The organism is Peptoniphilus harei (assembly GCF_900454685.1).
GTDB lineage: Bacteria > Bacillota > Clostridia > Tissierellales > Peptoniphilaceae > Peptoniphilus_A > Peptoniphilus_A harei.
This window is the reverse complement of sequence record NZ_UATM01000032.1, coordinates 669,753-692,799: the sequence shown is the minus strand read 5'-3', so window position 1 is coordinate 692,799 and position 23,047 is coordinate 669,753. Positions and strand designations below refer to the sequence as shown.

The 23,047-nt window shown below is 30.1% G+C and carries 22 protein-coding genes and 3 pseudogenes; 4 read left to right on the top strand and 21 right to left on the bottom strand.

Going from position 1 to position 23,047, the window contains the following annotated elements; genetic code table 11:
* Window positions 1–137: 137 nt before the first annotated feature.
* The 7 genes from DRZ96_RS04720 to DRZ96_RS04685 form a co-directional block, all read right to left on the bottom strand.
* The gene (locus DRZ96_RS04720) at window positions 138–896 is read right to left on the bottom strand and encodes an SDR family NAD(P)-dependent oxidoreductase (protein WP_112889773.1); all 759 of its coding nucleotides are present in this window, start codon (window positions 894–896) and stop codon (window positions 138–140) included.
* A gap of 451 nt (window positions 897–1,347) precedes the next feature.
* Window positions 1,348–1,659: a PadR family transcriptional regulator gene (locus DRZ96_RS04710; RefSeq protein ID WP_112889771.1), complete on the bottom strand. Its 312-nt coding sequence runs from the start codon at window positions 1,657–1,659 to the stop codon at window positions 1,348–1,350.
* Between the two features lie 2 nt (window positions 1,660–1,661).
* Window positions 1,662–2,135, bottom strand: coding sequence for a hypothetical protein (locus tag DRZ96_RS04705; protein ID WP_146740966.1), 474 nt, complete (start codon window positions 2,133–2,135; stop codon window positions 1,662–1,664).
* Window positions 2,132–2,902 (bottom strand): DUF2812 domain-containing protein, encoded by a 771-nt coding sequence (locus tag DRZ96_RS04700; RefSeq protein ID WP_112889769.1) that lies wholly within the window; start codon window positions 2,900–2,902, stop codon window positions 2,132–2,134. Before DRZ96_RS04700 ends, DRZ96_RS04705 begins: the two co-directional genes overlap by 4 nt.
* Window positions 2,903–3,193: 291 nt before the next feature.
* A complete protein-coding gene (locus DRZ96_RS04695) occupies window positions 3,194–3,829 on the bottom strand; it encodes an MgtC/SapB family protein (protein WP_236587161.1) in 636 nt (211 codons plus the stop codon).
* Window positions 3,830–4,123: 294 nt separating this feature from the next.
* The gene (locus DRZ96_RS04690) at window positions 4,124–4,585 is read right to left on the bottom strand and encodes a hypothetical protein (protein ID WP_070700207.1); all 462 of its coding nucleotides are present in this window, start codon (window positions 4,583–4,585) and stop codon (window positions 4,124–4,126) included.
* Between the two features lie 24 nt (window positions 4,586–4,609).
* On the bottom strand, window positions 4,610–4,831 hold the full coding sequence (locus DRZ96_RS04685) for a DUF3784 domain-containing protein (RefSeq protein ID WP_112889767.1): 222 nt from the start codon (window positions 4,829–4,831) through the stop codon (window positions 4,610–4,612).
* Between the two features lie 147 nt (window positions 4,832–4,978).
* Here DRZ96_RS04685 and DRZ96_RS04680 point away from each other — a divergent pair, with 147 nt between their 5' ends.
* On the top strand, window positions 4,979–5,236 hold the full coding sequence (locus DRZ96_RS04680; RefSeq protein WP_070700205.1) for an AbrB/MazE/SpoVT family DNA-binding domain-containing protein: 258 nt from the start codon (window positions 4,979–4,981) through the stop codon (window positions 5,234–5,236).
* Window positions 5,236–5,520, top strand: a complete 285-nt coding sequence (locus DRZ96_RS04675) for a type II toxin-antitoxin system RelE/ParE family toxin (protein ID WP_112889766.1) — start codon at window positions 5,236–5,238, stop codon at window positions 5,518–5,520. Before DRZ96_RS04680 ends, DRZ96_RS04675 begins: the two co-directional genes overlap by 1 nt.
* Here DRZ96_RS04675 and DRZ96_RS11680 read toward each other — a convergent pair.
* The 11 genes and pseudogenes from DRZ96_RS11680 to DRZ96_RS04610 all read right to left on the bottom strand — a co-directional run bounded on the left by DRZ96_RS11680 (window position 5,436) and on the right by DRZ96_RS04610 (window position 16,303).
* The gene (locus DRZ96_RS11680) at window positions 5,436–5,687 is read right to left on the bottom strand and encodes an Abi family protein (RefSeq protein WP_236587235.1); all 252 of its coding nucleotides are present in this window, start codon (window positions 5,685–5,687) and stop codon (window positions 5,436–5,438) included. The genes DRZ96_RS04675 and DRZ96_RS11680 overlap by 85 nt on opposite strands.
* A 407-nt stretch (window positions 5,688–6,094) precedes the next feature.
* Window positions 6,095–6,349 carry a hypothetical protein gene (locus tag DRZ96_RS04665; RefSeq protein ID WP_112889765.1) on the bottom strand — a complete coding sequence of 85 codons (255 nt, stop codon included), beginning with the start codon at window positions 6,347–6,349 and terminating at the stop codon, window positions 6,095–6,097.
* A gap of 340 nt (window positions 6,350–6,689) precedes the next feature.
* Entirely contained in the window at window positions 6,690–7,076 is a 387-nt protein-coding gene (locus tag DRZ96_RS04660) for a ferritin family protein (protein WP_112889764.1), read from the bottom strand.
* Window positions 7,077–7,506: 430 nt separating this feature from the next.
* Entirely contained in the window at window positions 7,507–7,986 is a 480-nt protein-coding gene (locus DRZ96_RS04650; protein WP_050150156.1) for a Csac_0668 family 2Fe-2S cluster-binding (seleno)protein, read from the bottom strand.
* Between the two features lie 398 nt (window positions 7,987–8,384).
* Window positions 8,385–9,333 (bottom strand): annotated as a pseudogene (locus tag DRZ96_RS11675) (IS3 family transposase); the annotation flags it as partial.
* Between the two features lie 357 nt (window positions 9,334–9,690).
* The gene (locus DRZ96_RS04630; RefSeq protein ID WP_112889217.1) at window positions 9,691–9,981 is read right to left on the bottom strand and encodes an RNA methyltransferase; all 291 of its coding nucleotides are present in this window, start codon (window positions 9,979–9,981) and stop codon (window positions 9,691–9,693) included.
* Window positions 9,929–11,750: pseudogene (locus tag DRZ96_RS04625) on the bottom strand (recombinase family protein). The gene DRZ96_RS04630 and the pseudogene DRZ96_RS04625 overlap by 53 nt, the downstream one beginning before the upstream one ends.
* A 55-nt stretch (window positions 11,751–11,805) precedes the next feature.
* Entirely contained in the window at window positions 11,806–11,943 is a 138-nt protein-coding gene (locus DRZ96_RS10520; protein WP_009344898.1) for a hypothetical protein, read from the bottom strand.
* A 311-nt stretch (window positions 11,944–12,254) separates the two neighbouring features.
* On the bottom strand, window positions 12,255–13,991 hold the full coding sequence (locus DRZ96_RS04620) for an ABC transporter ATP-binding protein (protein ID WP_112889762.1): 1,737 nt from the start codon (window positions 13,989–13,991) through the stop codon (window positions 12,255–12,257).
* Window positions 13,984–15,702 (bottom strand): ABC transporter ATP-binding protein, encoded by a 1,719-nt coding sequence (locus DRZ96_RS04615; protein ID WP_036755840.1) that lies wholly within the window; start codon window positions 15,700–15,702, stop codon window positions 13,984–13,986. The genes DRZ96_RS04620 and DRZ96_RS04615 overlap by 8 nt, the downstream gene beginning before the upstream one ends.
* 4 nt (window positions 15,703–15,706) lie before the next feature.
* Window positions 15,707–16,303 carry a TetR/AcrR family transcriptional regulator gene (locus tag DRZ96_RS04610; protein WP_112889761.1) on the bottom strand — a complete coding sequence of 199 codons (597 nt, stop codon included), beginning with the start codon at window positions 16,301–16,303 and terminating at the stop codon, window positions 15,707–15,709.
* Between the two features lie 292 nt (window positions 16,304–16,595).
* Between DRZ96_RS04610 and DRZ96_RS04605 the strand changes: the two genes are divergently transcribed.
* Together DRZ96_RS04605 and DRZ96_RS04600 are read left to right on the top strand one after the other, a co-directional pair.
* Complete coding sequence (locus tag DRZ96_RS04605) at window positions 16,596–16,952, top strand: plasmid mobilization protein (RefSeq protein WP_112889760.1); 357 nt, start codon at window positions 16,596–16,598, stop codon at window positions 16,950–16,952.
* A gap of 1 nt (window position 16,953) precedes the next feature.
* Window positions 16,954–18,285, top strand: a pseudogene (locus tag DRZ96_RS04600) (relaxase/mobilization nuclease domain-containing protein).
* Between the two features lie 14 nt (window positions 18,286–18,299).
* Here DRZ96_RS04600 and DRZ96_RS04595 read toward each other — a convergent pair.
* The 3 genes from DRZ96_RS04595 to DRZ96_RS04585 all read right to left on the bottom strand — a co-directional run bounded on the left by DRZ96_RS04595 (window position 18,300) and on the right by DRZ96_RS04585 (window position 22,846).
* Window positions 18,300–19,124, bottom strand: coding sequence for a hypothetical protein (locus tag DRZ96_RS04595; RefSeq protein WP_112890571.1), 825 nt, complete (start codon window positions 19,122–19,124; stop codon window positions 18,300–18,302).
* A 427-nt stretch (window positions 19,125–19,551) separates the two neighbouring features.
* Window positions 19,552–21,786, bottom strand: a complete 2,235-nt coding sequence (locus DRZ96_RS04590; RefSeq protein ID WP_112889759.1) for a S8 family peptidase — start codon at window positions 21,784–21,786, stop codon at window positions 19,552–19,554.
* Window positions 21,779–22,846 carry an ATP-binding protein gene (locus tag DRZ96_RS04585; protein WP_112889758.1) on the bottom strand — a complete coding sequence of 356 codons (1,068 nt, stop codon included), beginning with the start codon at window positions 22,844–22,846 and terminating at the stop codon, window positions 21,779–21,781. Before DRZ96_RS04585 ends, DRZ96_RS04590 begins: the two co-directional genes overlap by 8 nt.
* Between the last annotated feature and the right edge of the window lie 201 nt (window positions 22,847–23,047).

Sequence of the window (23,047 nt, the reverse complement as noted above, 5' to 3'; positions counted from 1 at the left end):
TTGCTAAAAATAACTTACTTAAATAACTTACCCCTGGACAAAAAAATAATTCACAAATCCCAATTTATCTGAGACTTGTGAATTTTATTTAAAATTTATTTTTTTCTTAGAGTCCTAAAGATAAGCGACTTAAAAAATTACATATTAGTAAGTCCACCATCAGACACCAAAATTTGTCCGTTGATGTTTGATGCTTGATCAGATGCAAGGAAAAGAAGATTTTCTGCAATTTCTTCAGCACTTGCCACCATCTTGTCAAGTTTTGGTCCCCTCATTACAACTTCCATTCCTTTTTCGTCGACATCATTAAGCTTTTCCATGATTTCTGTTGCAATACCACCAGGTGCCACAGCGTTGCAGCGGATTTTGTCATTGGCATACATGGCTGCAGTGTTTCTCACAAGACCATGGATGGCACTCTTGGACATTGTGTAAGCAACTCCTGCTTTGCCACCTCTTACACCTGCTATTGATGTTGTGGCAACAATGGATCCCCCGTCTTTCATTAGAGGGATAGCTGCTTTAAAGAGTCTAAAGGACCCCTTTACATTTACTTCGAAAATCCTATCAAAAGTTTCTTCTTGGCAGTTTGTTACAGGTTCAAACTTGTCCATTATACCAGCGTTGGCAATTAAAACATCAAGCTTGCCATTTTCACTTTTTACCTTTTCAAAAAGTCTATCCACATCTTCTTGTTTAGAAACATCTCCTGGCACAGGAATAATTTCTCCCTTGCAGCCCGATGAGTTGGCGTCTTCAGCTAGAGCTTCTAGCTTTTCCTTTCTCCTTGCAAAGGCATAAACCTTTCCGCCTTCACCTGCCGCCATAAGGCTTGCAGACCTTCCTACACCAGATGAAGCACCAGTGATAACAAGAACTTTATTTTCAAATCTCATAAGATCCTCCTTTGTTTACTTCATTTTGATTTACTATAATATCATTGTAACAAATTATAGATGGGGTTTTTATATTATTTTACCTTCTAAATTTATTCCCTATCTTAAAAAATTAAAGGGAAATATTAAAAATTCTCTCCCTCTATAATAAGATTCGTCCGATTCCAATCTGTGGTAGATGGTGTAGGAATAAAGGATTGCCTTGTAAGAAACTGTTCCACCGTCCTTGTAGCGATATCTTATTGGAAAGCACAAGATTAAAATGATTAACAAAATAAGAAGCTTTTTCCTCATAAAATTTTATCCTCTCTCAAAAATTTTTATGAAATGTATTCTAAATAGAGTATATTATTAAGACCACTTTAATTCAAACAAAAAACAGCGGAGCTTTTGACCCCACTGTTTTACAACTTAAATTTATATAATTTATTTCACCTAATATTTATCTAAATCACTTTTCAAAATGATTCTCGTAGTTATCTATTAAAAGTCTAAGTCTCTTAACTTCTTCTTCAAGGAGTTCTCGCCCCTCGTCGGTAATTTTATAATACTTCCCCTTCTTATCTACTTCAACTCTTGTAATCAAATCATTTTCTAAAAACTGGGCCAAGAGGGCATAGAGGGTTCCTGGCCCTAAGTTTATTCTTCCTCCTGTGATTTCACTTACCCAAGCTCTTATTTCTGCCCCGTTTCTAACTTGTCCTAATGCCAAGATGGTAAAGTACATGGGCTCTGTTAGGGTTTGGAATTGATCTCTTGCCATGCTTACACCTCCAAGATTTTTGCAATCTCTTCTTGGACCTTTTCATCCTCTAGATTACCACTTACTTCTAAGACCACATTCTTATATAAAATCAAATAGTCTTCTTGATCTGATGTGATATAAGTCCTGTCATAAGGATAAGTTTCAGAAATGTCTTTAACAAATTCAGCTCTATAAGGGCGCTTCATAGAATTTTTTAGAATTCTTTCAAATAAATTACCTGCAAGGTCCTGTGACTTTACTACAGTCTTTTTTATACCAAGATCATTTTTTTCTGATGAATAATAATCGCAGCTTTCTGTCAAAAAGCTTCTATTTTCCTTAGTCTTTATAAAATCTCCCACCACTTGGCTTTCAATCTCATTAGAAGTAGAGAATTTGTCGATTAAAGTAAATATAGATACATTGGTAATTAAAGAAATTAAAATTACCATTGAGATTAGAATAAATTTTTTCTCACCTCTTTTTATGTTCATTGTTTTAATTTTTTGCGATAGAAATAAACAAAAGAAATCATAATAAAAGTTGAGAGAAGACTTATTAGATGAGTTCTGTCACTAGACCCATCATTAGGAAGTAAAAATTCTGATCCAAAGGCAAGAATCATTAAAATAATTGGAGTATAAAATAATAAGACAAAGGCCTTGGAAAAAGTAAGTCTTGAAAATTTTATATCACTTATGCTTTTCACATCCTTGTTCCTCTTTCTAAAAAGTATATGGTCTCCCAAGGCTAGAGTATTGAAAAGAAAAAATAAAATAACAGCCGGCCACATAAATATTAGGTAGTTTGAATAAAATATATCCCTAGAAAAAAATCTAGAAGTTATAGAGAAAACTATAAATACAAAGAATATAAAAGTTATGCTAAAGGAAATTAGTTCTCCTTTGGCACCCTTATTTAAAATTTCAATTTCTTCCTTTTCGTCGTTATAAAGAGAGTCTTGACTTCCTTCATCAAGCTTGTAGATGTTTATGTTGTAGGTCCTGTCTACAAGATGCCAACCAAGGTCTTTTGCCATCTCATCAAAGTCCCTTAGTTCATCCTTAGAGAAGGCAGAAAAAGATCCTTCGTTAGGTGCAATAGAAACTTTGTATCTGGCATCTTCTGGTTCAGCTTTTTTAAACTTGTGGATGAAGGACAAAATTATTTTTTCAATTTGCCAGCCCTCTTTAGCCATGTCCTCATACCACTTTTCAACAAGTCCAAAGTTTGTATAAGTTAAATGTCTTGCCTTTAACATAATCTATCCTCCTTTAGTATCGACTATCGATAATTAGATTGTATATCGAGACTCGATAGATTGCAATAATACTTGAAATTTTTTATTTATAAGAATTTGTATTTCATCTTCTATTTCAAATTTTATCTCTCAAAGGATTTTTATATAAAAAAGATCCTTAAGATTTAACATCCTAAGGACCTTTGATTTTTTCTATTAAATTCTTATAAGTAAGTTTTTGTTTGCTATAAAAATGATCTTCAATGTCTTAAGTTAATATTCATAATTTTTTTGGCTCTTAACAAAGTCTGATCATTCTTCCTTATTTAACTTTACTGATTCCAAATGATAGTCCGATTTTAATTCCTTGAAAAATTTACCAATATTATAATTCCTATGGAAGGATAGGGTTGAATTAATCATTAATTTATCATCTATATCTTCATCAATTATCTCTAATTTTCTTACTTCCACGCCCTCTTTTGAAGCAAAATCTAGAAAGCCTTCTTCATCGAAATTATCAGTATCAAATACCATAATGTAAGACTTGGATATCCTATCATTTATTAAATTACTGATACCCTTTAATGAAATCAAGGTCACTAGACATACTACAGTTGCTATTATTGCTCCTTCATGAAATCCAATTCCTACTGCAAGTCCTATTGCAGCAGATAGCCATAAGGTCGCAGCTGCGGTAAGGCCTGACACACCGTCTTTTGTCTGAAGTATAGTACCTGCGCCCAAAAATCCAATTCCACTTACAACTTGACCTGCAATTCTTGCCGTATCTCGTCCAACGTCATCAGATATTTCACCAATTCCTTCTATTCCAATGAGCATAATTAAGCATGCACCAACGCTTACTATTATATGGGTCCTAAAACCAGCCGCCCTATTTTTAATTTCCCTTTCTATTCCAATAATGGCACCTAAAAAAGCCGCCAAAATTATTCTAATTGTTACTAAAAATATATCTATTCCCTTCCCCTACCTTCGATAAATGTTTAAATGATTTTTTATAATTTATTTTTGAAGATATGATCTTTACCATATTAACACGTTTACTGTCCTGAAATTATGTTAGAAAGTTGAAATTTTATTAAAGAATCTAATTATTATGAATTTTAAATTACTATTCATTTGTTAAATAGTGATACACTTCACCTTGATTAATTTCTCAATAAATATAACAACTAACTCCTTCTATATTAAAAAATATAGAAGTATAAATTAGATTGTCTAATAGTTTCGCTGACTATTTGGATATATCTTTTTAAAAGTTTCCAACACTTCTTTTTTGTCCGTAACAATAAAAATAGATGAAGAATCTTCTGCTACTATTTCAATTTCAGCTAATGGATGTTGGATTATAGAAACACCATCTTCATAGAGTTGATTATTGTCCCTTGCATTAGGAAGCCTATAACTCAATATTTCTTCATCTGAAATATTATCTGGTATTGCAGAGAAAACGGCCCATATCCATTGAAAATTTTCTTCATTTAAAGAATCTATTAACTTATCTGTGGACAATATTATGTAGTCCTTTTCATTAATTAAATTAAACAAATCTCTAGACAAAGGATACGCCTCAATATCTGTTATTAACCATTTGTAATTAACAATATATTTACCTATTGCATCTAAAATCTCTAAAAGATAAGAATATTCTTTTCTATCTCTTGTGGATATATATCTCATAATGCCCTCATATTCAAACTTTAATTATTTTATTATAATCACAATAATCCCAATTAAAATAAAAATAATCCCAATAATAAGCTCTACTAAGCCTACCTTCTTAGCATAGACTTCAGTCTTTCTTCCTGATTTAAATTCCCCTTCAAATCCATTAATCAAATTATATTTTTCTTTAAAATAAATTAAATATCCGAAAGTAATAAAAGCTAATCCTACTAGTATAAGTATTATTTTTAATAAAGTCATAAAACACCTCTCTTAAAACTTCTTAGATGGACAAGTCTTTTGTAATAATTATACTACAATGAATTCCACTACTTCTATTGACTTTTTTCTTAGAAAAAAATATAATTTAGTTAGAAAGTATGATTTTCTAACTAGGGAGGTTTTATTATGTTAGTTGAACTAAAAGCTAAATCACAAGTCACTATCCCAAAAGATATAGTAAGGTCCATGGAATTAAATCAAGGAGACCAATTCGAAGTAACTGAAGATAATGGAAAAATTGTGCTTGTCCCAGTTGCAATCTACCCAGAACATGTAATAAAAAATTTAAAGGCTGAAGTAAAAGAAATTAAAGAATCTATAAAAAATGGTGATCAACCAATCTTTGATTCTATTGACTCCCTATTTGAGGAATTGGACAAGTAATGTCATATAAAATTACATATTCGAAGGCCTTCAAAAAACATTACAAAAAACTATCTGACACTGAAAAGAAACAGACTAAAAAGAAACTCAAGTTTTTTGTAGAAAATCCTACTCATCCATCTTTAAGAACCAGGAAAATACAAGGTGCAGATGGAATATGGGAGTCTTCTGTTAACATGGATATTAGAATTATTTGGTTCTATGAAAATAATGAATTGATATTTCTTTTAGACATTGGACACCACGATATCCTGGACAAGTTTTCAATTCGTGTTTTATTATAGTTATTTAAATCTTTATATCCAAAATTCCCATATTTTAATGAGAAGTAGTTGGTAATTACAGCTCTTAAATAAACTTCTATATACTCCATCAAAGAAAATAAAATATGTCTAAGTTCCATGTCAAATAAATATAGGTCAACTATATTTTCAAAGGTAGTTCCATCTATGTACTTACCATTTCCTTTTAAAGTTACACTATAGGCTTTAATAAGTCGATACTAAGATATTCTGTTAAGCACACTTTTTGCATAATTTTTATCTTCTATTTCTAAACCTAAAGATATTAAGTTTTCTATTTATTTGCTTATACTTATGGGAGTTTGGTGGGGCTTCTTCAAATTATTTCTCCTTATAATCAAAAGACCCGACTTACACCACTTTAAGAGGCATGTCGGGTACTGTTGTTTACAAAGTATAGCATTAATGATAATTTGTCAATTTATTAGTAGATCTCATTTTACATCTTTTCTTCTTTGATATTCTACTTAAGCTCGAATCTCAAATTTACTCTGATTGTTTTCGATTATTTCCTATACTATTTATAAAAATTTTTATCTTTATTTATTAATCAATTTTATACTTTTCCCTCAATTTTTTGATTAAAATCCTCATTAGTCCAGCTATAGTTGAAGAATTTAAATACGCTTGTCCAAAATTTTTTATTAAAGATTTTAAGATTTTTGTAATTTCGTTTTTTCTCAGCTTCAACAAATTTAAGATAGCTGTAGATAAGATCATTAACATTTAGCTTTCCTTTAGCTTGTCTATTTTTTTCTACGCTTACTTCTTTTTTTGCTGATCCGATTAGTTTTTTCCAGAAATCTTTCATTTATTCTCTTTAAGCTTTAGTTTTATTTGCATAATAATTAAATAAGTCTAGTTCTTCTCTGCTTAACCCTTAATTTTCTGCTATAAAATTTTTAGAATCTTTTTTGTAGAAGCTTTGCTACTTTTTTGATTTAATATTTTTCTTCCAGGATCTTTTCTGCATCTTTTCTCGTAGGTTCTAATTTATCCTTTACTTCTTCTTTTTTGACTTTCTTTAATGAATTTTTCCTTAAGACAAAGTAGCTACTATGGAGGTTTTTATAGGTATACTAATTAATGTTTTATTCATAATGATTCCTAAAGTAAAATTTAGCCAAGGTATTTCAAGATCCTAGGCTTTCTTATAACAAGCTTGCGACCATATCGCCGTGCCTTTTTTCATCCTCCCTAACGCTTTCGATTTCTGGAAACTTTTTTGCTACTGGAGCATAATTTTCAGAAGCTTTATACTCACCCTTTACAATTTTTGGATATAATCTTTTTTTACCCATTAGCTTATAAAGGATAGGCATAAAGAAAGCCAAGGTTTTCTTTGGTTTTAAATTTTTCCTTGTAAATTTATGAAAAACAGCAGCATGATGACCCTCCTCTGCTGCAAGCTTTTTAAAAGTAGCCGCATCATTTTTATCCTTAACTACATCAGCAAGGCTTTGGTACATCAAAACTACATCTAATTCTCCTTGTTGAGATTTTAATAATATTTTCATATCTTCTTTACTTATAGTCATATTCTCTCCCCTAGTTTTTTATTTTCATTTTATATTGTTAAAAATTTTGATTTATTTTCGCTCCATTTATTATATGAATTTTTAGATAAAATGACAATAAAAACCCGACTTAAAACACTTTATAACATACGTCGGGTAATTTTACTAGTTACTGTTTTTTATTAAATGGGCAACTGATTATACATGACTTGAGTGGTCAGTGTGGATAAAATTTTAATTCTTAAAAAAGCTCGCATGTGGAAATATATATTCTCAATTATTTCTAAATTCTACTAGCTTTTAAATTAAGAGTATATAAAATTATAATTTCTTACACTTTTTGCATCAACGCTACACTTTCAACCCCTATGGTTATGGGGAACATATCCACGCTCGTAGATGGAAACATATCAAAGATTGGCTCTCGTTTGTAGGAACATATCGACTGTAATTATTTCATTTTCAAGCCTTTATCGATAGCTTCCTGAATAATCTTATGACAACAAACTCCCAACGGATTGTTTTCTTTACAATTAGGATTTTTCATTGCCCCAGTGATGGCATTTACTTCTTTTACGGATTTCGCGCCATGCTTTACAACTGCTTCAATTACCTGATTTTCTGTGACTTCGCTACAATAACAAGCATACTTAGGATCTGCATCTTTCTTAAACCAGATAGGAACTCTAACTTGGTCTTTCAAGAATTTTATTTCATTATCTAAGTTATAGTAAACAACGTCGCAGTCCTCGTTCATGCAAATCTTATATTGATCTCCGTTAACAGCATTACGATAATCATCTACCACTAGATGTTCAACAGTTACTTTACTAACGGAAATCCCTTCATTATTACATACAGGACAATTGTCTTTAATTTGATCCGGCTTTTCTGTTTTGCATCCACAACAACATTCATTATTAATCTTCATATTCTTAGCCTCCATATTTTCATTATAATTTCTTTTTTAAACTAGGTAAAACCAATTTCATATACTTGTCATTTATTAATAGCGTCAAACATTTTAGCTGGTGTTAATTTACTTAGCTCCCTGTTGTCAGCCAACGCATGTGTAGCTTTTTTGTGTATAAACACATCAGCGTCATGTTACCCATTGCTCGGCATTCTTCTAATGAACCCAAATACATGGAATGGCAACCCTTTTTTAGACAATTTATAACCGAACATTATCAAGCTTGAAAGTTTCTTTAGATTATAAAATATATTCTCAGACAATCAAGGGTAAAGGCTTCGCCCAAATTTCGTTGAAATTTGCCCTTGACAGTCTGTTCATATATTTTATTTAATTTATGAAACTTCCAGAGCTTTTTATTCTGCTTTTCTATATTCTACTGGTGTTTTATATCCTAAAGATCCATGAATTCTTAGGTTATTATACCAATATACGTATTCTGCTAATTTTAGATTAAGTTCTTGGAAATTAGTAAAGTTCTCCTGATATATGAATTCTGTCTTCATTACTTTATTGACTGCTTCGCTTACTGCGTTATCATATGGGCTTCCTTTTTTACTTAGCGATCTTTTTATCCCAAATACCTTTAATATTTCTTCTATTTTTATATTTTAAAATTCTCTTCCTCTGTCTGTGTGAAATATTTTTATACGATTTAGTGGCTGCCTTATTGAGTAAAATGCTTCTGCTACTAGATTTGCATCTTTGTTTTTACCTGATGAGTATCCTATTATTTCACGGCTGTTTAAGTCTATTATTAAACATATATAATTCCATGTTTTTCCTACTCTTACATATGTTAGGTCGCTTACTATTGCTTCTAAATAGTCTCTATTGTCAAATTATCTATTTAAAAGGTTAGGGATGTCTTCTTCGTTGCATTTGGATCTTATTACTTTATATTGTGCTACTGTATAGTTTGAGACTAGGCCATTTTTCTTCATTATTCGGCCTATTTTTCTTCTCGATATTTTATATCCAATTTTCCCTAGTTTTTTTTTATTTTGCGTGTTCCATAGTTGTTTCTACTTCTTCTGAATATTTCTTTTATTTCTTCTATTAGTTTTTCATCTTCATCTAATTTCACATCTTTTTCTTTGTTCAAATGATAATAGACTAAACTTCTTGTGACCCCAAGTAGTCTACACATTGCACTAATGCTATATTTATCTCGGTTCGAGATAATGAGGTCTATTTTTTGCCTAACAGTAGTGCAGCTTGCTTTAAAATATCATTCTCCATTTCAACCTGTTTCAATTTTTTACGAAGTCTGATTATCTCTTTTTGTTTCGCATCCACATTATCAAAATGGTTACTCTAAGCAGCACACCAACTATTTATTTTTTGAGTTTTAAACTTTGGTAGAAGTCTTGAACTCTTTATATTTACATAACTATTTGCCTCTATCACTACTATGACACGAAACCCTGCACAATGATCTAAAATTTTCAATTCTAACAAGTCTTTTTCAGTATTTTTAACTTCATAAAAATCTCTTTGGCAATAATGCCTAATTCTTCTTTAGTTGTTAAAATTTTTTATTTTACCATCATCGTTCCCCTGATTTTCAATTAATCTTCTTAGGTTATATAAGAAGTACATATCTTTTTAATCTTAAAGTTTTTAAGTCTTAATTTTAAAATTTTCAATCTTAGATATTATTTAAATCATTCCAAAATGCTCTAAAGCATCTTCGATTGCTTTTTCTTTTTCTTCTGGGCAATTTGGCACTCTTTGATTTTCTTTCTTACTAAAATTATAATTTTCTCTCTCTATTAGACCACGTTTCCTTTTTATTTGGGCAATATATAGGCTTGAAATTTTTAGTCCGTATTTATCTAACACATACTTTTTAATTTCTCCATAAGTTGCGTCTTTTGAAAAGTCAATTTCAGATAATTCATCTTCCCCTATTTCTATATCTAAATGATGTTCTGTATTTAGTTTGGACAACAGAGCTACCGTCTCCGCGTGCGTTGTCTTTTGCTTGGGTACATAATTTTTTATCCTCGTCATTCATGTAGGAACACAATTTATTAATGTCATTGTCTTTGGCATTTTTTCTTTTATCTTTGAAATTATTAGAATCTTGACTATCTTTAACTCCTGTTTTGAAATAGAATGTTAAGTCATAAGGATGAACTTTTCCGTCTTTATCAATTCTTCCCACCACGACTTTATCAACTATGCTTTCAAATACTGTTCTATTAAATTCCTCTATAATTTCTTTGTTTTCTAAGACCTTTTTAAATTGCTTTAATCTTTCTTTAATAGAGTTTTCATCTTTGATAGTTAGCTCTAGTGTTTTCTTTTCATCAAGTAATTCTTCTTTTTGTTTTGTAAGTTTTTTATACTTTTTAGCATAAACTTCTTCGTCTATACTATCTTCTAAATGAAGATCAACTAACTTTCTTTCTTGACTAATGATTCTGTTTAATTGGTTTTCTAACTTTTTCAAATCTTTGACTAAAGTATTATCATTTATTTCTTCTTCTACAATTTTTAAAAAGTCATCTATTACTGTTGAATCTGCATGGCATAATTGCCTATAGCTTTCAACAAATGCTTTTTCTATTGCTGCTTCTTGTATTCCTTTTGAATGAGGACAATATTTTTTACCTTTTTTTGTTGACTTTACACATTGCCAGTTAATTTTTTTGTAAATTGAACTTGTGTGCCAAGTTCTTCTTGACAGTATTTCGCCACAAAATCCACATTCCAGCATACTTGAAAAAGCGTATTGTCTTGATAGTTTTTCTCTTTTTCTATCCTTGTTAGCTATGGTGTTTCTGTTTTGTGCTCTCCTGAGTCTAATCTCTTGTGCCTTTTCAAAATCTTCTCTTGATATAATTGGCTCGTGATGATTTTCAATGTGATATTTATCAGATTCACCAAAGTTTGCTAGTCTTCTTTTTGTTATGGGATCAACTGTGAAGGTCTTTCCCATTAGTATATCACCAATATACTTTTCATTTTTAATTACTCCTAACACTGTAGTGTCAGACCATTTTGTTTTACCTCTAGGAGTGAGATATCCTTGTTCTTCTAATTCCCTGCCAATGACTGAACCACCATTGCCCTCTAAATATCTTTTAAAAATATATCTAACAATTTTAGCTTCTTCTTCATTTATAGATATACTTTTTGTTGTGGGATCATAATCATATCCGAGGCAACCTTGAAAACCAATAAGTTCCCCTTTTTCCATTTTCATTTTCAGTCCTTTTTTTTACATGGGCTGAGGTATTTTCTACTTCTTGTTGAGCTACTGAACTTAATATTGTTAGTAATAGCTCTCCATCCATTGTCAAAGTATCTATATTTTCTTCTTCAAATACTACACCAACATTGTTTTCCTTTAATAGTCTTACATACTTTAAGGTATCTAATGTATTTCTAGCGAATCTTGATATAGATTTAGTAATTATCATGTCTATATCTCCATTTTGACAATCGCTAATTAGTCTCATGAAATCAGCTCTTTTGGTAGCAGTTGTTCCTGTGGTTGCTTCATCTGCGTATATGCCAGCCAAAGTCCAGTTTTTATTATTTTTTATTAGATTTGTATAATAATCAACTTGCGATTTATATGATTCAAGTTGGTCTTTACTATCTGTGCTTACTCGACAATATGCTGCAACACGTTTTAAATCTAAATGTAGTGCATTTCTATTTCTTGCTCCTGTATTTGAAGCTTTTATTACTTTTACTTTAGTATTCATTTTACCTCCTTCCCATTTTGTATCTTTCTACAGTGTTATTATATCACAAGAACAATTACTTTCTATCCATCTTCTTATAATCATTTTCTAACCTGTTCTTAATTTTTGTATATTCCTTATCATTAATTAATTTAAGATCATAAAGTCTACATAACATAGCAACTCTCATACTATAAATCTTTATTGATTGCATTTTAACCTCCTATATAAGTTGATTTTTTTTACCTTGATAAGTGGATTAAATCTGAAATGTGCTAATTCCACATAAGCAACTTCAAGAATATTGGCACTTCAAAGTATTTTTGTTTTTATAGCAAGATGACAAAATACCCCTCACTTTATAAAGTGAAATTTGCCCTCTTTGGTAACCAGAATTTTTATTTTTCTATAATATTTTTGAGTTTCAATGATTAATTTAAGCATAAAAAAATGAGGACTTATGCTACTAGACATAAATCCTCTAATCTAAATTTTCCTGTTCAAAGACTTTAATATTTCTTTCTATCAATTATTTAATTTCCATGATTCCGCCTTAGCTTTTGCATTTATAAGGTCAGAATAAAGTCCATCATTCTTAATCAGTTCTTCGTGATTTCCACGTTCTACTATCTCTCCATCTTTTAAGACTAAAATCTGGTCAGCATTTCTAATTGTCTTTAACCTATGAGCAATCATTATTACTGTCTTATTCTTTGTTAATGATTCTATTGCTTCTTTAAGTTTATCTTCATTTTCTGGGTCTATATTTGCAGTGGCTTCATCAAAGATAATTATATCTGCATCTTTTAGCATGGCTCTGGCTATGGAGATTATTTGTTTTTCTCCACCAGATAGGCTTGCTCCACCTTCCCCAATAATAGTGTCATATCCATCCGGGAGATTTTCTATAAATTCGTGACATCTTGCTTTTTTAGCAGCTTGAACTACTTCTTCATGGCTTGCATTTTGTTTTCCAAATTTTATATTGTTTTCAATAGTGTCTTCGAAGAGATATACATCTTGAAATACCATGGAAATAGAATTCATTAAGTTTTCTATCTTATAGTCCTTAATATTCTTTCCACCTATTAAAATTTCGCCAGAATTTACATCCCAAAATCTTGCAATAAGATTGCAAAATGTAGTCTTGCCAGATCCAGATGGTCCTACAATAGCAGTCATGGTATTTTCTTTTATCTCTGCTGATACATTTTTTAAAATTGGTCTATCATCATAAGAAAAAGAAACATTTTTAAAGACTATATTGTGATTTTTTATTGGCTCTGTAATACTTCCTTCTTTCATATCTTCCATATCATTTACATAAGAATATGAATCTATTGCATTCTCAACCATTCTTAGCATTGCAATAGCAGATCCAGATGTAATAAGTCCGTCAAATATTACAAAACTTGCTATAAGTATCATAATAGTATTGACTATTTGACCATTTTCAACAAAATATAATTTTATTGAAATAAACAACATCAAACAAATTGTTATAGCTATTATGATTTTAGCTAATAAACTATATGGCATTATAGTTTTTTCTAAATCAAAAGAATATTCACTAGCACTATCAAAGCTCTTGTCAAGTTTTTTATTATTACTTCCTCGTAGATTATATGATTTTATAATTTGCATTCCTTGCAATGTTGATAAGACTTCTTTGGTAAGTGATACCTGAATCTCATGAATCTTATCTGCATTTTTACTTGACCTTTTTTGCATACGAGCAATGATCATTAAAAATACAATAGAACCAACTATTGCTACAATACCTACCTTATAAGAAAACAAAAATAAGGATAAGATAAAAACAATAGCATTAAGCATGCCACCGAAAACCATAATACACAAAGTTGGAACCCAAGTCTCTACATTATCTAAGTTAGTAGTCGCAATAGTTGTTAAATTTCCTAAACTTAAACTTGAGAAGAATCCCATGGGAACTTTTTTTATTTTTTCACCTAATTCAATTCTCTTGTGTCCAGCCATAAAATATCCGGCATGTGTTTGTTTGAGCATAGAGGAATTTTTTGAAATAATTACTCCTGCTATACTAATTAATAAAAATAAACTTGATATTCCTATTGTTTTAAAGCTTATATCCTTGTTTACTATCCCAAAAATCGCATAATAAATGGCTGCAAATTGTAGAGCATTAAAAATAGAACCGAAAAAATTAGCAAAGATTGATTTTTTTAGATACACTTGTTCTTCAATAGAAAAATTCCATATTTTTTTAAAAACACTAAGCATTTTCTTCTCCTTTCAAGGCAGTTTCCCAAAGATTGTGATAATCTTTTGATTCCTTCAAAAGCTCTTCATGACTTCCTTTACATGCAAGTTCTCCATTTTTAATTACAAATATATTATCTACATCTGTTATTGTCTTTAAACGATGGGCAATTATAATTAGAGTTTTCCCTTTGACAAGCTCTGATATTGCATCTTGAATCAAAGCCTCATTTTCAGGATCGATATAAGAGGTAGCCTCGTCTAAAATAACTATTGGAGCATTCTTTATCATAGCTCTTGCAATTGATATTCTTTGCCTTTCTCCTCCAGACAAATGTTTACCAGCTTCTCCTACTCTTGTATCATATCCATCTGACAACTTCATTATAAAATCATGGCAGGCTGCTTTCTTGCATACTTCAATTATTTCCTCATCACTAGCATTTTTATTTCCTATTCTGATGTTATCTTTAATTGACATATCAAAAAGAAAATTATCTTGTGCTACATAGGAAATAACAGTAGATAACTTTTCAAGGGACATATCTTTAATATTTACATTTCCTATACTTATAGAACCACTATCTACATCCCAAAATCCTGAAATTAGTTTTGCAATAGTCGACTTTCCCGAACCCGATTCGCCTACTAAAGCATTCACACTTCCTTCTTCTATATTTATATTTATATTGTTTAGGACTTGCTTATCTTTTTCATAAGAAAAATCTACGTTTTTTATCTCTATATTATAATTTTTTATATCCAAATTTTCATTTTTATGAGATAATTCTCTCGCAGAAAGTATATTTTTAATCTCTTCGAAAATAGTTGACATTCTTCCAATATCATCTTCAAAAGTCATTACTCTCATAATATTTTGGATAGTCCCAAAAGAAAGGATTATCAATGTTAAAAATACACCACCATCTAGTGAACCATTCATACAGAAATATAAACCAAATGGTATAATTGTCAAAATACCAACTGGAGCAATAGACATACTTATCGCATAGTCTCTTGTATTTTCTCCCATCCAATCATAATAGTAATTTGCCTTTTTATACACATTGTCCCTGTATTTTCTATAAGATTTTTCGCCTTGATTAAATGTTTTAATAACCTCTATTCCATTTATATATTCAACCACGGAATTATTCATATCTTGGCCAATTTTAACTGCTTGTGGAAACTTTACCTTCATTCTTTTCATCGGCCCTGTCATAAAAAATCCACCAATAACTAATGGAATTAAAGATATTAAACTTAGTCTATAATCTAAAATTAACATGTAAACAAATAATATTATAGGTCCGATTAAATTAGCTGTCATCTCAGGTATCATATGAGCCAATGTTGTTTCAGTATTATCGACTTGATTTACAATTATGTCTTTTAACTTACCAGTAGATTCATTCAATATATCTCCTAATGGCATATTAAATAATTTTTCCATAAGGCTTTTTCTTATATCTCGTATTATTTTATAGGCTGTTTTATGAGAAATCATTGTTGACAAAAACATAAACACTTCTTTGATTATAAGACATGAAAGTATCAAGAAAATTTTATTTATATAGTAATAAAAATCTTGGCTACCATCAATTAATGATATAATCATCTTACTTAGAATAATATATACAAAAAGATTTGAAATTACTCCAAGTATTGCAAACAAGACAGAAATAAAATATGGTGCTTTATTTCTCTTAATGTATTTTTTTAATAGATCCATAAATTTAACTCCTTTCATCATCTTTTTTCATTACATTTATAAAATAAGTCTCTATCATTTCAGTTAGATATATCTTATTTTTTGTAAAATTCTCACGTGCATTCAAAATTTCGCAAGCCATCAATCCAGAATTCATAATATTAATCATAAATTCAAATGTTTCATCAGAAGGTAACACGTTAAACAAAGTAGAAAACAATTCTTTAAATACTTGTATGGACTCTTTTTTTATTTTCACATATAATTCTTTCAGATCATCATTTTCTTTTAACTCACATAAAAACATAACATAAAGCTTTACATAATCATTATCTGCAAGTATCTTGTCTATAATCATTCTTGAAAACAACTGTGGACTTAATATTAATCCTTCATCATAAATTGATTTTTGAATAATATCTTTTCTATTTATATTACCTTCCATCATAATGTCGTATAAGATTTCATGCGTAGAACCATAATGATGATACAAGCCACCTCTAGAAAGCCCAGTAGCTTCCATAATGTCATTCATAACTGTATTTCTAAATCCCTTATCCAAAAAGACTTTAATAGCTGCTTGTCTAATCTGCTTTTTTCTTTCATCAGCTTCCATTTTCATTTCATAAATAACCTCCAAACCGACACTCTTGTCGGTATTATTGTATCAACTCTGATAATCATTGTCAATAGCTTCGCTTATACTTCTTTATTAATTTCTTTAAATGCGGTATAATTAACAGAAATTAATAAACGCTTAACGCTTATAACTTTAATAGCAAGCACAGTAAGTGAGTACCCACTTACGAAAAATTGATGAAGCAGAACCTTTAAGGACTGCTTCTTTTTTTATCAATTTTACCTTGTTAGGGAGAACCCTAAGACCCCAATATTTTATAATAAGGAGATATACTATGGATAATAGAAAAAGAAAAAATCAACTTAAAATATATTTAACAGATGAAGAGAAAAAATTTTTTGAAAAGAAAATGAAACTTGCTAATTGCAAAACTATGTCCCATTTTCTTAGAAAATGTGTATTAGAGAAAGAAATTTATGTAGTAGATTTAGAACCATTTAGAAACCTACAATGGCTACTTTCAAATGCAACAAATAACATAAACCAGATTGCAAAAGCAACTAATACAACTGGTGTTATTTACAAGGATGAAATTGAATCAATGAATAAACAAATAGAAAAATTGTCAAGAGAGATATGGCATATCCATTCCCTACTTCTTAACAAATCAAAAGAAAGTTCTGGTGATTAGTATGGCAATTACAAAAATACATCCTATAAAATCAACTCTAAATTTGGCAATAGATTACATTACTAAGAGTGAAAAAACTGATGAAAAAATCTTGGTATCTTCATTCAAATGTCATCCATCTACTGCCCATATTCAATTTTTGAAAACTCGAGAAGATAATGATACTAAGGGTACAGTTTTGGCTAGGCATTTAATCCAATCTTTTCTACCAGGAGGGGTTGATCCTATAAAAGCTCACGAAATTGGAATGGAATTGTGTAAGAAAATTTTAAAAGAAGATTATGAGTTTGTTCTTGCAACTCATATAGATAGAGGGCATATCCATAACCATATTATTTTTAATAATGTTAATTACAAGACTGGTAAATGCTACCAATCTAACAAAAAATCTTACCACAAAATTAGGTATCAAAGTGATGAATTATGTAAAGAAAATAAGCTTTCAGTCATTGATAAATACTATGAATCTTACAAAAGAAAATATAAAACTGCTGGTAAATCTTGGTACGAAAATGAGCAATTTAATACATGTACTTCTTGGAAAAACAGAATTCAATTTGACATTTATCATTTGATAAAATAGTCTAAAGCTTGGGAAGAATTTCTAAAGAAAATGACTGAGCTTGGTTATGAAATAAAGTATGGAAAACATATAGCCTTTAAGCAAAAAGATAAGCAGAGATTTACAAGAATTAAGATGATTGGGGATGACTATATAGAGGAAAGACTAAAAGAGCGTCTTACAGAAAATCAAACTATTAAAACCCCATCTATCAAAAAACGAATCGGAAATGTCATCAATATGAATACTAATACAAAGGTTAAATATATCGAGGGCTATGAATACTGGGCAACAAAACACAACTTAAATACAATGGCTGAGTCAGTTGTTTTCATCAGAGAACATGGCATTAACTCCGTTAAGCAGCTTGATGAATACAACAAGAAAAGTGCTGAAGAAAGACAGAACTTACAAGATAAAACCAAAGAAATTGACAAGGAAATGCAGGAGCTTTCTGCAACTATGGAGCAAGTTTATACTATCAAAAAGCATCGAGAATACTACAAGGAACATAAAGCAAATCCATCTGACAAGGCATTTTTTTGAGAAATATAAATCTCAAATCATTCTATACGAAACTGCCCTTTCAGAGCTTAAAAAAACCATTCTAAGCCGCCAAATCCAAAAGATATTTTGTCTAAACTTTATAAATTGCAAGAAAAAAAGAATACCCTTATGCAAGAGTACTCTTCTACAAAATCTGCTATGAACGAGCTTTGTCAAATACGAAAGAACTACGGAATTTACATGGGCAGGGAGATGGAGCGATAGCCTTTTAAATCTTCCTATTGTTTTAATAGAAATTTATGAATAGCTTCTAATGTAAATGCGTATGATAAAATTGACAAAAATATTACTATAATGCTAAGGAACATAACCGATTCAAATTGTTTTGTTTTAGCGATGAAACGACGAACTGATTGTATCGGTTTTTTCTTTTTTCTATCAATATAAACACTTATTACTCTAAGCAATAATATATAAGATATTAACTGTTGAATTACTCCTATAAATACGCCAAAAATTTTATATACCGATGCAAAAAGATTTCTTCCGTCTGTTATTGTTGCACTCATTGTTGTCGCCATTTCTTTAAGATTAAGTCCATAATATAATGTCAATGCAGAAACAACTATTGAAACTGCGATGAATTTAACTGTAACTTTTTGAACTTCTTGACTAATAGATATAACAAATAAAAATAATATACATATCATCAGTGGGATAAGTCCAAACCACTTTAAAAACAAAGAAATATAATCTACATATTCTTTGAAAAAACTAACTACTATAGAAGCTACAAACACTCCTGCAATAATTAGCAAAAAAACATCATTGTCATTAGAATTTTCACTTCTAACATTTTCAGCTCGTCTTATTGTAGTGTAATGATAATCTGGAGATTCAATAAAAGTGGTTTTAGTAGATATTTCTATCTTCGTATTAAACAAATTTAATATGATATTTTTAATTTTAGAAGTTAAAAATTTAACTTTGTTAACAAGTTTTATTATAAGTAAAATTAAAAATGATGCTATTAGTCCTTTGATAATATCTTCAGGTATTGCTTTTACCAATCCCCATAACCAATATATAATTGTATCAGGCATAGTCATCACTCCCTCTAATCCTTTTCTAATATCATATCTAATAATTATATACTAATGCAGTAATCCTAAATTTTTCAATGCCTCCATTAGCTTGAATCGGTATGTTGCCAAAATACATTGCTGATGTTTCTTGATAAAATCCCTCACAACAATATAATCTAAATAAATTAAGCATTGCCAACTCATATTCTTCTTTAGACAAACAAAGATGTTCTCGTACAACATTGCTATCTACGTACGAATTTTTTTATACCTAAGATTATTTCTATTCTGTATCCTAAGCTTCCCTCCTATACCACAACTGTTAATTTCTATTTCATATATCTTATCTTGATTCTCCATATCTCTTCACCTCTTATACTTGCTATAATTTTTATAAATATTCCATACCATTCCATTTACTGTCGATAGTGCAAAAAAACAAATACTATTCCCACTTAATTTCTTCATTAACTTTTTGGTGAATATCTACTCTATTAACAACATCGATTTCATTTACTAACCAACCATTTAATGTACAACTTCTGATAAATTCATCAATTCTATTAACTCCATTCATTTCTTTGAGTGTTACAACAACACCAAACCTAACTCCTATACCATCTTGAGGAGCTAATCGGTTATTTGTCTTTACTTCCATACCCCAGTTTTTATTTCTATAAGAGTCTTTTGGTATCATTCTTTTTGTAGCACTCTCTGCGATATACTTTACATTATCCCATTTTCTAAACTGCTTTCTGGCTTCACCTTCCAAAAGATAATTTCTTTCTCCCTCTAAAGTATCTTCCGTATTCTGTTTATCCCCCTTAATATCCTTGATTTTTTTATCATCCCCTATTCGCCCAAAATGTAAATTTAATTCCGTATTTGTATAATCAACACCTTGCAATCTATCACACAATGGAAAATAACACATAGTAGCCTTTGCAATATATGGATACTTATTATCCTTTAGAGGCACTGGAAAATCATAGCTATAAGTATTCCATTTTTCACTAACGTCTGATACCACAAATTTTATTTCATCATCTTTTGTTTGAATAATATCGTTTATATGAATTGGTACAAGTCCATGCCCATATAAAGCAACTTCCTCAGGAGTCGGTTTTTCATCCCAACCTCTTGCAGCGTCAATAATAATGGCTTTTGCAACTTCTCTATTAAATCCTATCACATCAATTAAATAAGATAATTTTCTCGCAATCCACGGTGCAGCATAAGAAGTACCAGCAACACTCGCAGCCCCTAAAGGTTCACAAACCCTAATGTACTCTTCTTCACTGCCACCATAATAGCTCACATCAGGCTTTGCATAAAAAGATAATACCAATCCTTTACGAGCATATTTAGTAGACAGACCATTCTTACTAACTGAATTTACAACTATACTATTAACAGAATCTGCTGGAGATCCTATTTTTACTATATCTGCACTTGGTTTATTTGTCCCTGCCACAACAAATATTACATTGTTTTCAAACTGAATTTTATCTAATGTTGCAGCTTCAGCAGAAATAAAGTTGTCATTAATTTCCTGATTACTACCAAGTGAAATATTCCAGACTTTTATATCTGAATTATTTACCACAATACTCTTTATTTTCTTTATTATTGAAAATGAAGAAAATTCAGCACCTACCGCTACTCCAAAATGCCTAACTTTAAACCTTCCACAGCCATCATCCAGCCAAGGATTTAATCTTGCTCCATCAACAATAATGGAAGATACTGCTGTCCCATGATTATAATCTTTTGGATTTTTTGGTATATCTTCTGAGACCATATCATGATATTCAACCCAATCACTAAAATAAACACTTTCATCAAATAAGGTATCTATCACCCCAATTGTTGGTTCAATAGTTGGGGATGGTATAGTTATCATTTTTGTTTGATGCTCATTGGTAAAATCATCAGGTGATAAACTTGACAAATCAACGGTTGCCATTGAAACAAGATAAGGTGCTTTTACTAAAAGTAGTTCTACCTGCTTTTCGTCTAAGTAAACAGTTTGATTATCTAAAATTCGGCTACTTAAAATATCTATCCCTAATCTTTCAAATAATAATTTTGTATCTTTTCTTACATCATACAAAGTTATAATACTCTGTTTTATATCTATCGTAGGTAACTCTACCTCAAAAGAATCAATATACGATACATCTGCAATCACCTGTTTAAATGTAGACATACTTACAGAAAGTTTTTTAAAAACCTCCGAATTAACAATACTTTTGTCTTTAAATTCGCTCTTGCTGATATTTCCTCTAAATTTTTGAGATAATATATTTGAAGTATTTACAATTAACTCTATACTTTTAGTTAAATCATCTTCATCAAGAAAATATGTTATTATATGCTTACTCTGATTTGAATTAAATTTTGCTCCAACAATTGCTTCATTAGAATTTGTCCCTTTAAAAAGTCCAGCAATTCGATTACTTTTCGCAACAATCTTATTATAATAAACACTAACCAAAATACCCTCAAACGGTTTTGTTTCTTTATCCCAAAATTCTTTAATCTGGATTAGCTGAGCTTTTAATCTTAATAAATGCTCTGTACTGACTTCCATCCTCCCATTCATGGATACACCACCACGATTACCATTTTTACTGGCTTGTACAAAGCGTTTCCCTTTTAATTCCAAGACATTATTCACTATCTACTTCCTCCTTCTTTAACTTTCTTGAGACAGAACTTTTAGACTCTCCTTTTAATTTTTCTATTTCTCTTACAGTGAAGCCTTCCTCATGAAGCTGGTTTATATCCTTGTGATCCAGATCTCCTATCAAGCTATTATATAATCTCTTAAAATAATCATACTCAGAATCAACATCACTAAATGCAAGTGATGTTTTTATAATGTTTTTCAATTCTCCAGGATAAGGTATTTTTTTTGCTTTTTTCAATATCTTTTTAAATAATCTTGTGTCTTTTGATATTCCTTTAAAATTCTTGATAAAAGAAGAAAAGTAATATTCAGCAACTTCTATTAAATCCTCATCGCTATACCTATTGAAATTAATAACAGCATCAAATCTCCTAATTAATGCTTTATCAAAATTTGAATATATATTAGTTGTTGCAATAAGCACTATTTCTTTATTAAGATCTGTTAATCTATCTAATTCTCTTAAAATTGTAGATGTTACTCTTCCCATCTCCCTAATATCATTAGAATTAATCCTATCTAAAGCAATAACATCAATTTCATCAAATAAAACCACAACCTTATTTGCATTTGGAAGCATATTTATTTCTCTAAATACTTTTACTATATTTTTATTAGTCTGTCCCAACTTGCTATCTATCAAATTTTCAAAATCCACTCTAAAAAGAGAGCGATCCAACAATCTTGCAACATTTTTTGCTGCTTCTGTTTTTCCGCTTCCCGGTAATCCTTCAAATAAAAATTTATTAATACCAATATTATAATTTACAGCATTAATAATACCTTTTATATCCTCTGTTATTTCAAGCGGTAAATTTAAAGCCTCCAAATTTCTTATTTCAACTTGCTTTAAAAACTCACTTTCAAAATCACTACTTTGTGGTGAATATAAATTTGATTCAGATATTAACCCCATAATATATTCAGATAACTGATAATCTCCTATGCTATCAAAATATCTTGCTATTGCTATAGCCTCATTTCTAAAGGAATTTTCATTCCTTTCCACATGGTATTTTATTAAATTCAAAACATTTTGTTTTTTCATATTGCCATACCTCCTAATTTCTTTATCATTATATCGCAAATCGGGACGTATTTCTACGTTTATGGGACAAATATTTAGATTTATATGTCTAAAGTTATATTATCCTTTCTTCATAAAAAAAGAGCAGCCTTATAAGCTACTCTTGTAGAAAGTACAAAATGGGTTAATTATATTTTTTGTGTTTCCTCATACCAGTTGCAA

Excerpts from the sequence above, each read along its gene's own strand:
- DRZ96_RS04595 (WP_112890571.1), bottom strand. The coding sequence starts at position 19,124 with ATGCCTGATACAATTATATATTGGTTATGGGGATTGGTAAAAGCAATA.
- DRZ96_RS04610 (WP_112889761.1), bottom strand. The coding sequence starts at position 16,303 with ATGAAAATGGAAGCTGATGAAAGAAAAAAGCAGATTAGACAAGCAGCT.
- DRZ96_RS04585 (WP_112889758.1), bottom strand. The coding sequence starts at position 22,846 with ATGAAAAAACAAAATGTTTTGAATTTAATAAAATACCATGTGGAAAGG.
- DRZ96_RS04720 (WP_112889773.1), bottom strand. The coding sequence starts at position 896 with ATGAGATTTGAAAATAAAGTTCTTGTTATCACTGGTGCTTCATCTGGT.
- DRZ96_RS04690 (WP_070700207.1), bottom strand. The coding sequence starts at position 4,585 with ATGAGATATATATCCACAAGAGATAGAAAAGAATATTCTTATCTTTTA.
- DRZ96_RS04650 (WP_050150156.1), bottom strand. The coding sequence starts at position 7,986 with ATGAAGATTAATAATGAATGTTGTTGTGGATGCAAAACAGAAAAGCCG.
- DRZ96_RS04620 (WP_112889762.1), bottom strand. The coding sequence starts at position 13,991 with ATGCTTAGTGTTTTTAAAAAAATATGGAATTTTTCTATTGAAGAACAA.
- DRZ96_RS04700 (WP_112889769.1), bottom strand. The coding sequence starts at position 2,902 with ATGTTAAAGGCAAGACATTTAACTTATACAAACTTTGGACTTGTTGAA.
- DRZ96_RS04685 (WP_112889767.1), bottom strand. The coding sequence starts at position 4,831 with ATGACTTTATTAAAAATAATACTTATACTAGTAGGATTAGCTTTTATT.
- DRZ96_RS10520 (WP_009344898.1), bottom strand. The coding sequence starts at position 11,943 with ATGCAATCAATAAAGATTTATAGTATGAGAGTTGCTATGTTATGTAGA.
- DRZ96_RS04710 (WP_112889771.1), bottom strand. The coding sequence starts at position 1,659 with ATGGCAAGAGATCAATTCCAAACCCTAACAGAGCCCATGTACTTTACC.
- DRZ96_RS04615 (WP_036755840.1), bottom strand. The coding sequence starts at position 15,702 with ATGGATCTATTAAAAAAATACATTAAGAGAAATAAAGCACCATATTTT.
- DRZ96_RS04680 (WP_070700205.1), top strand. The coding sequence starts at position 4,979 with ATGTTAGTTGAACTAAAAGCTAAATCACAAGTCACTATCCCAAAAGAT.
- DRZ96_RS04660 (WP_112889764.1), bottom strand. The coding sequence starts at position 7,076 with ATGACTATAAGTAAAGAAGATATGAAAATATTATTAAAATCTCAACAA.
- DRZ96_RS04665 (WP_112889765.1), bottom strand. The coding sequence starts at position 6,349 with ATGAAAGATTTCTGGAAAAAACTAATCGGATCAGCAAAAAAAGAAGTA.
- DRZ96_RS04675 (WP_112889766.1), top strand. The coding sequence starts at position 5,236 with ATGTCATATAAAATTACATATTCGAAGGCCTTCAAAAAACATTACAAA.
- DRZ96_RS04705 (WP_146740966.1), bottom strand. The coding sequence starts at position 2,135 with ATGAACATAAAAAGAGGTGAGAAAAAATTTATTCTAATCTCAATGGTA.
- DRZ96_RS04605 (WP_112889760.1), top strand. The coding sequence starts at position 16,596 with ATGGATAATAGAAAAAGAAAAAATCAACTTAAAATATATTTAACAGAT.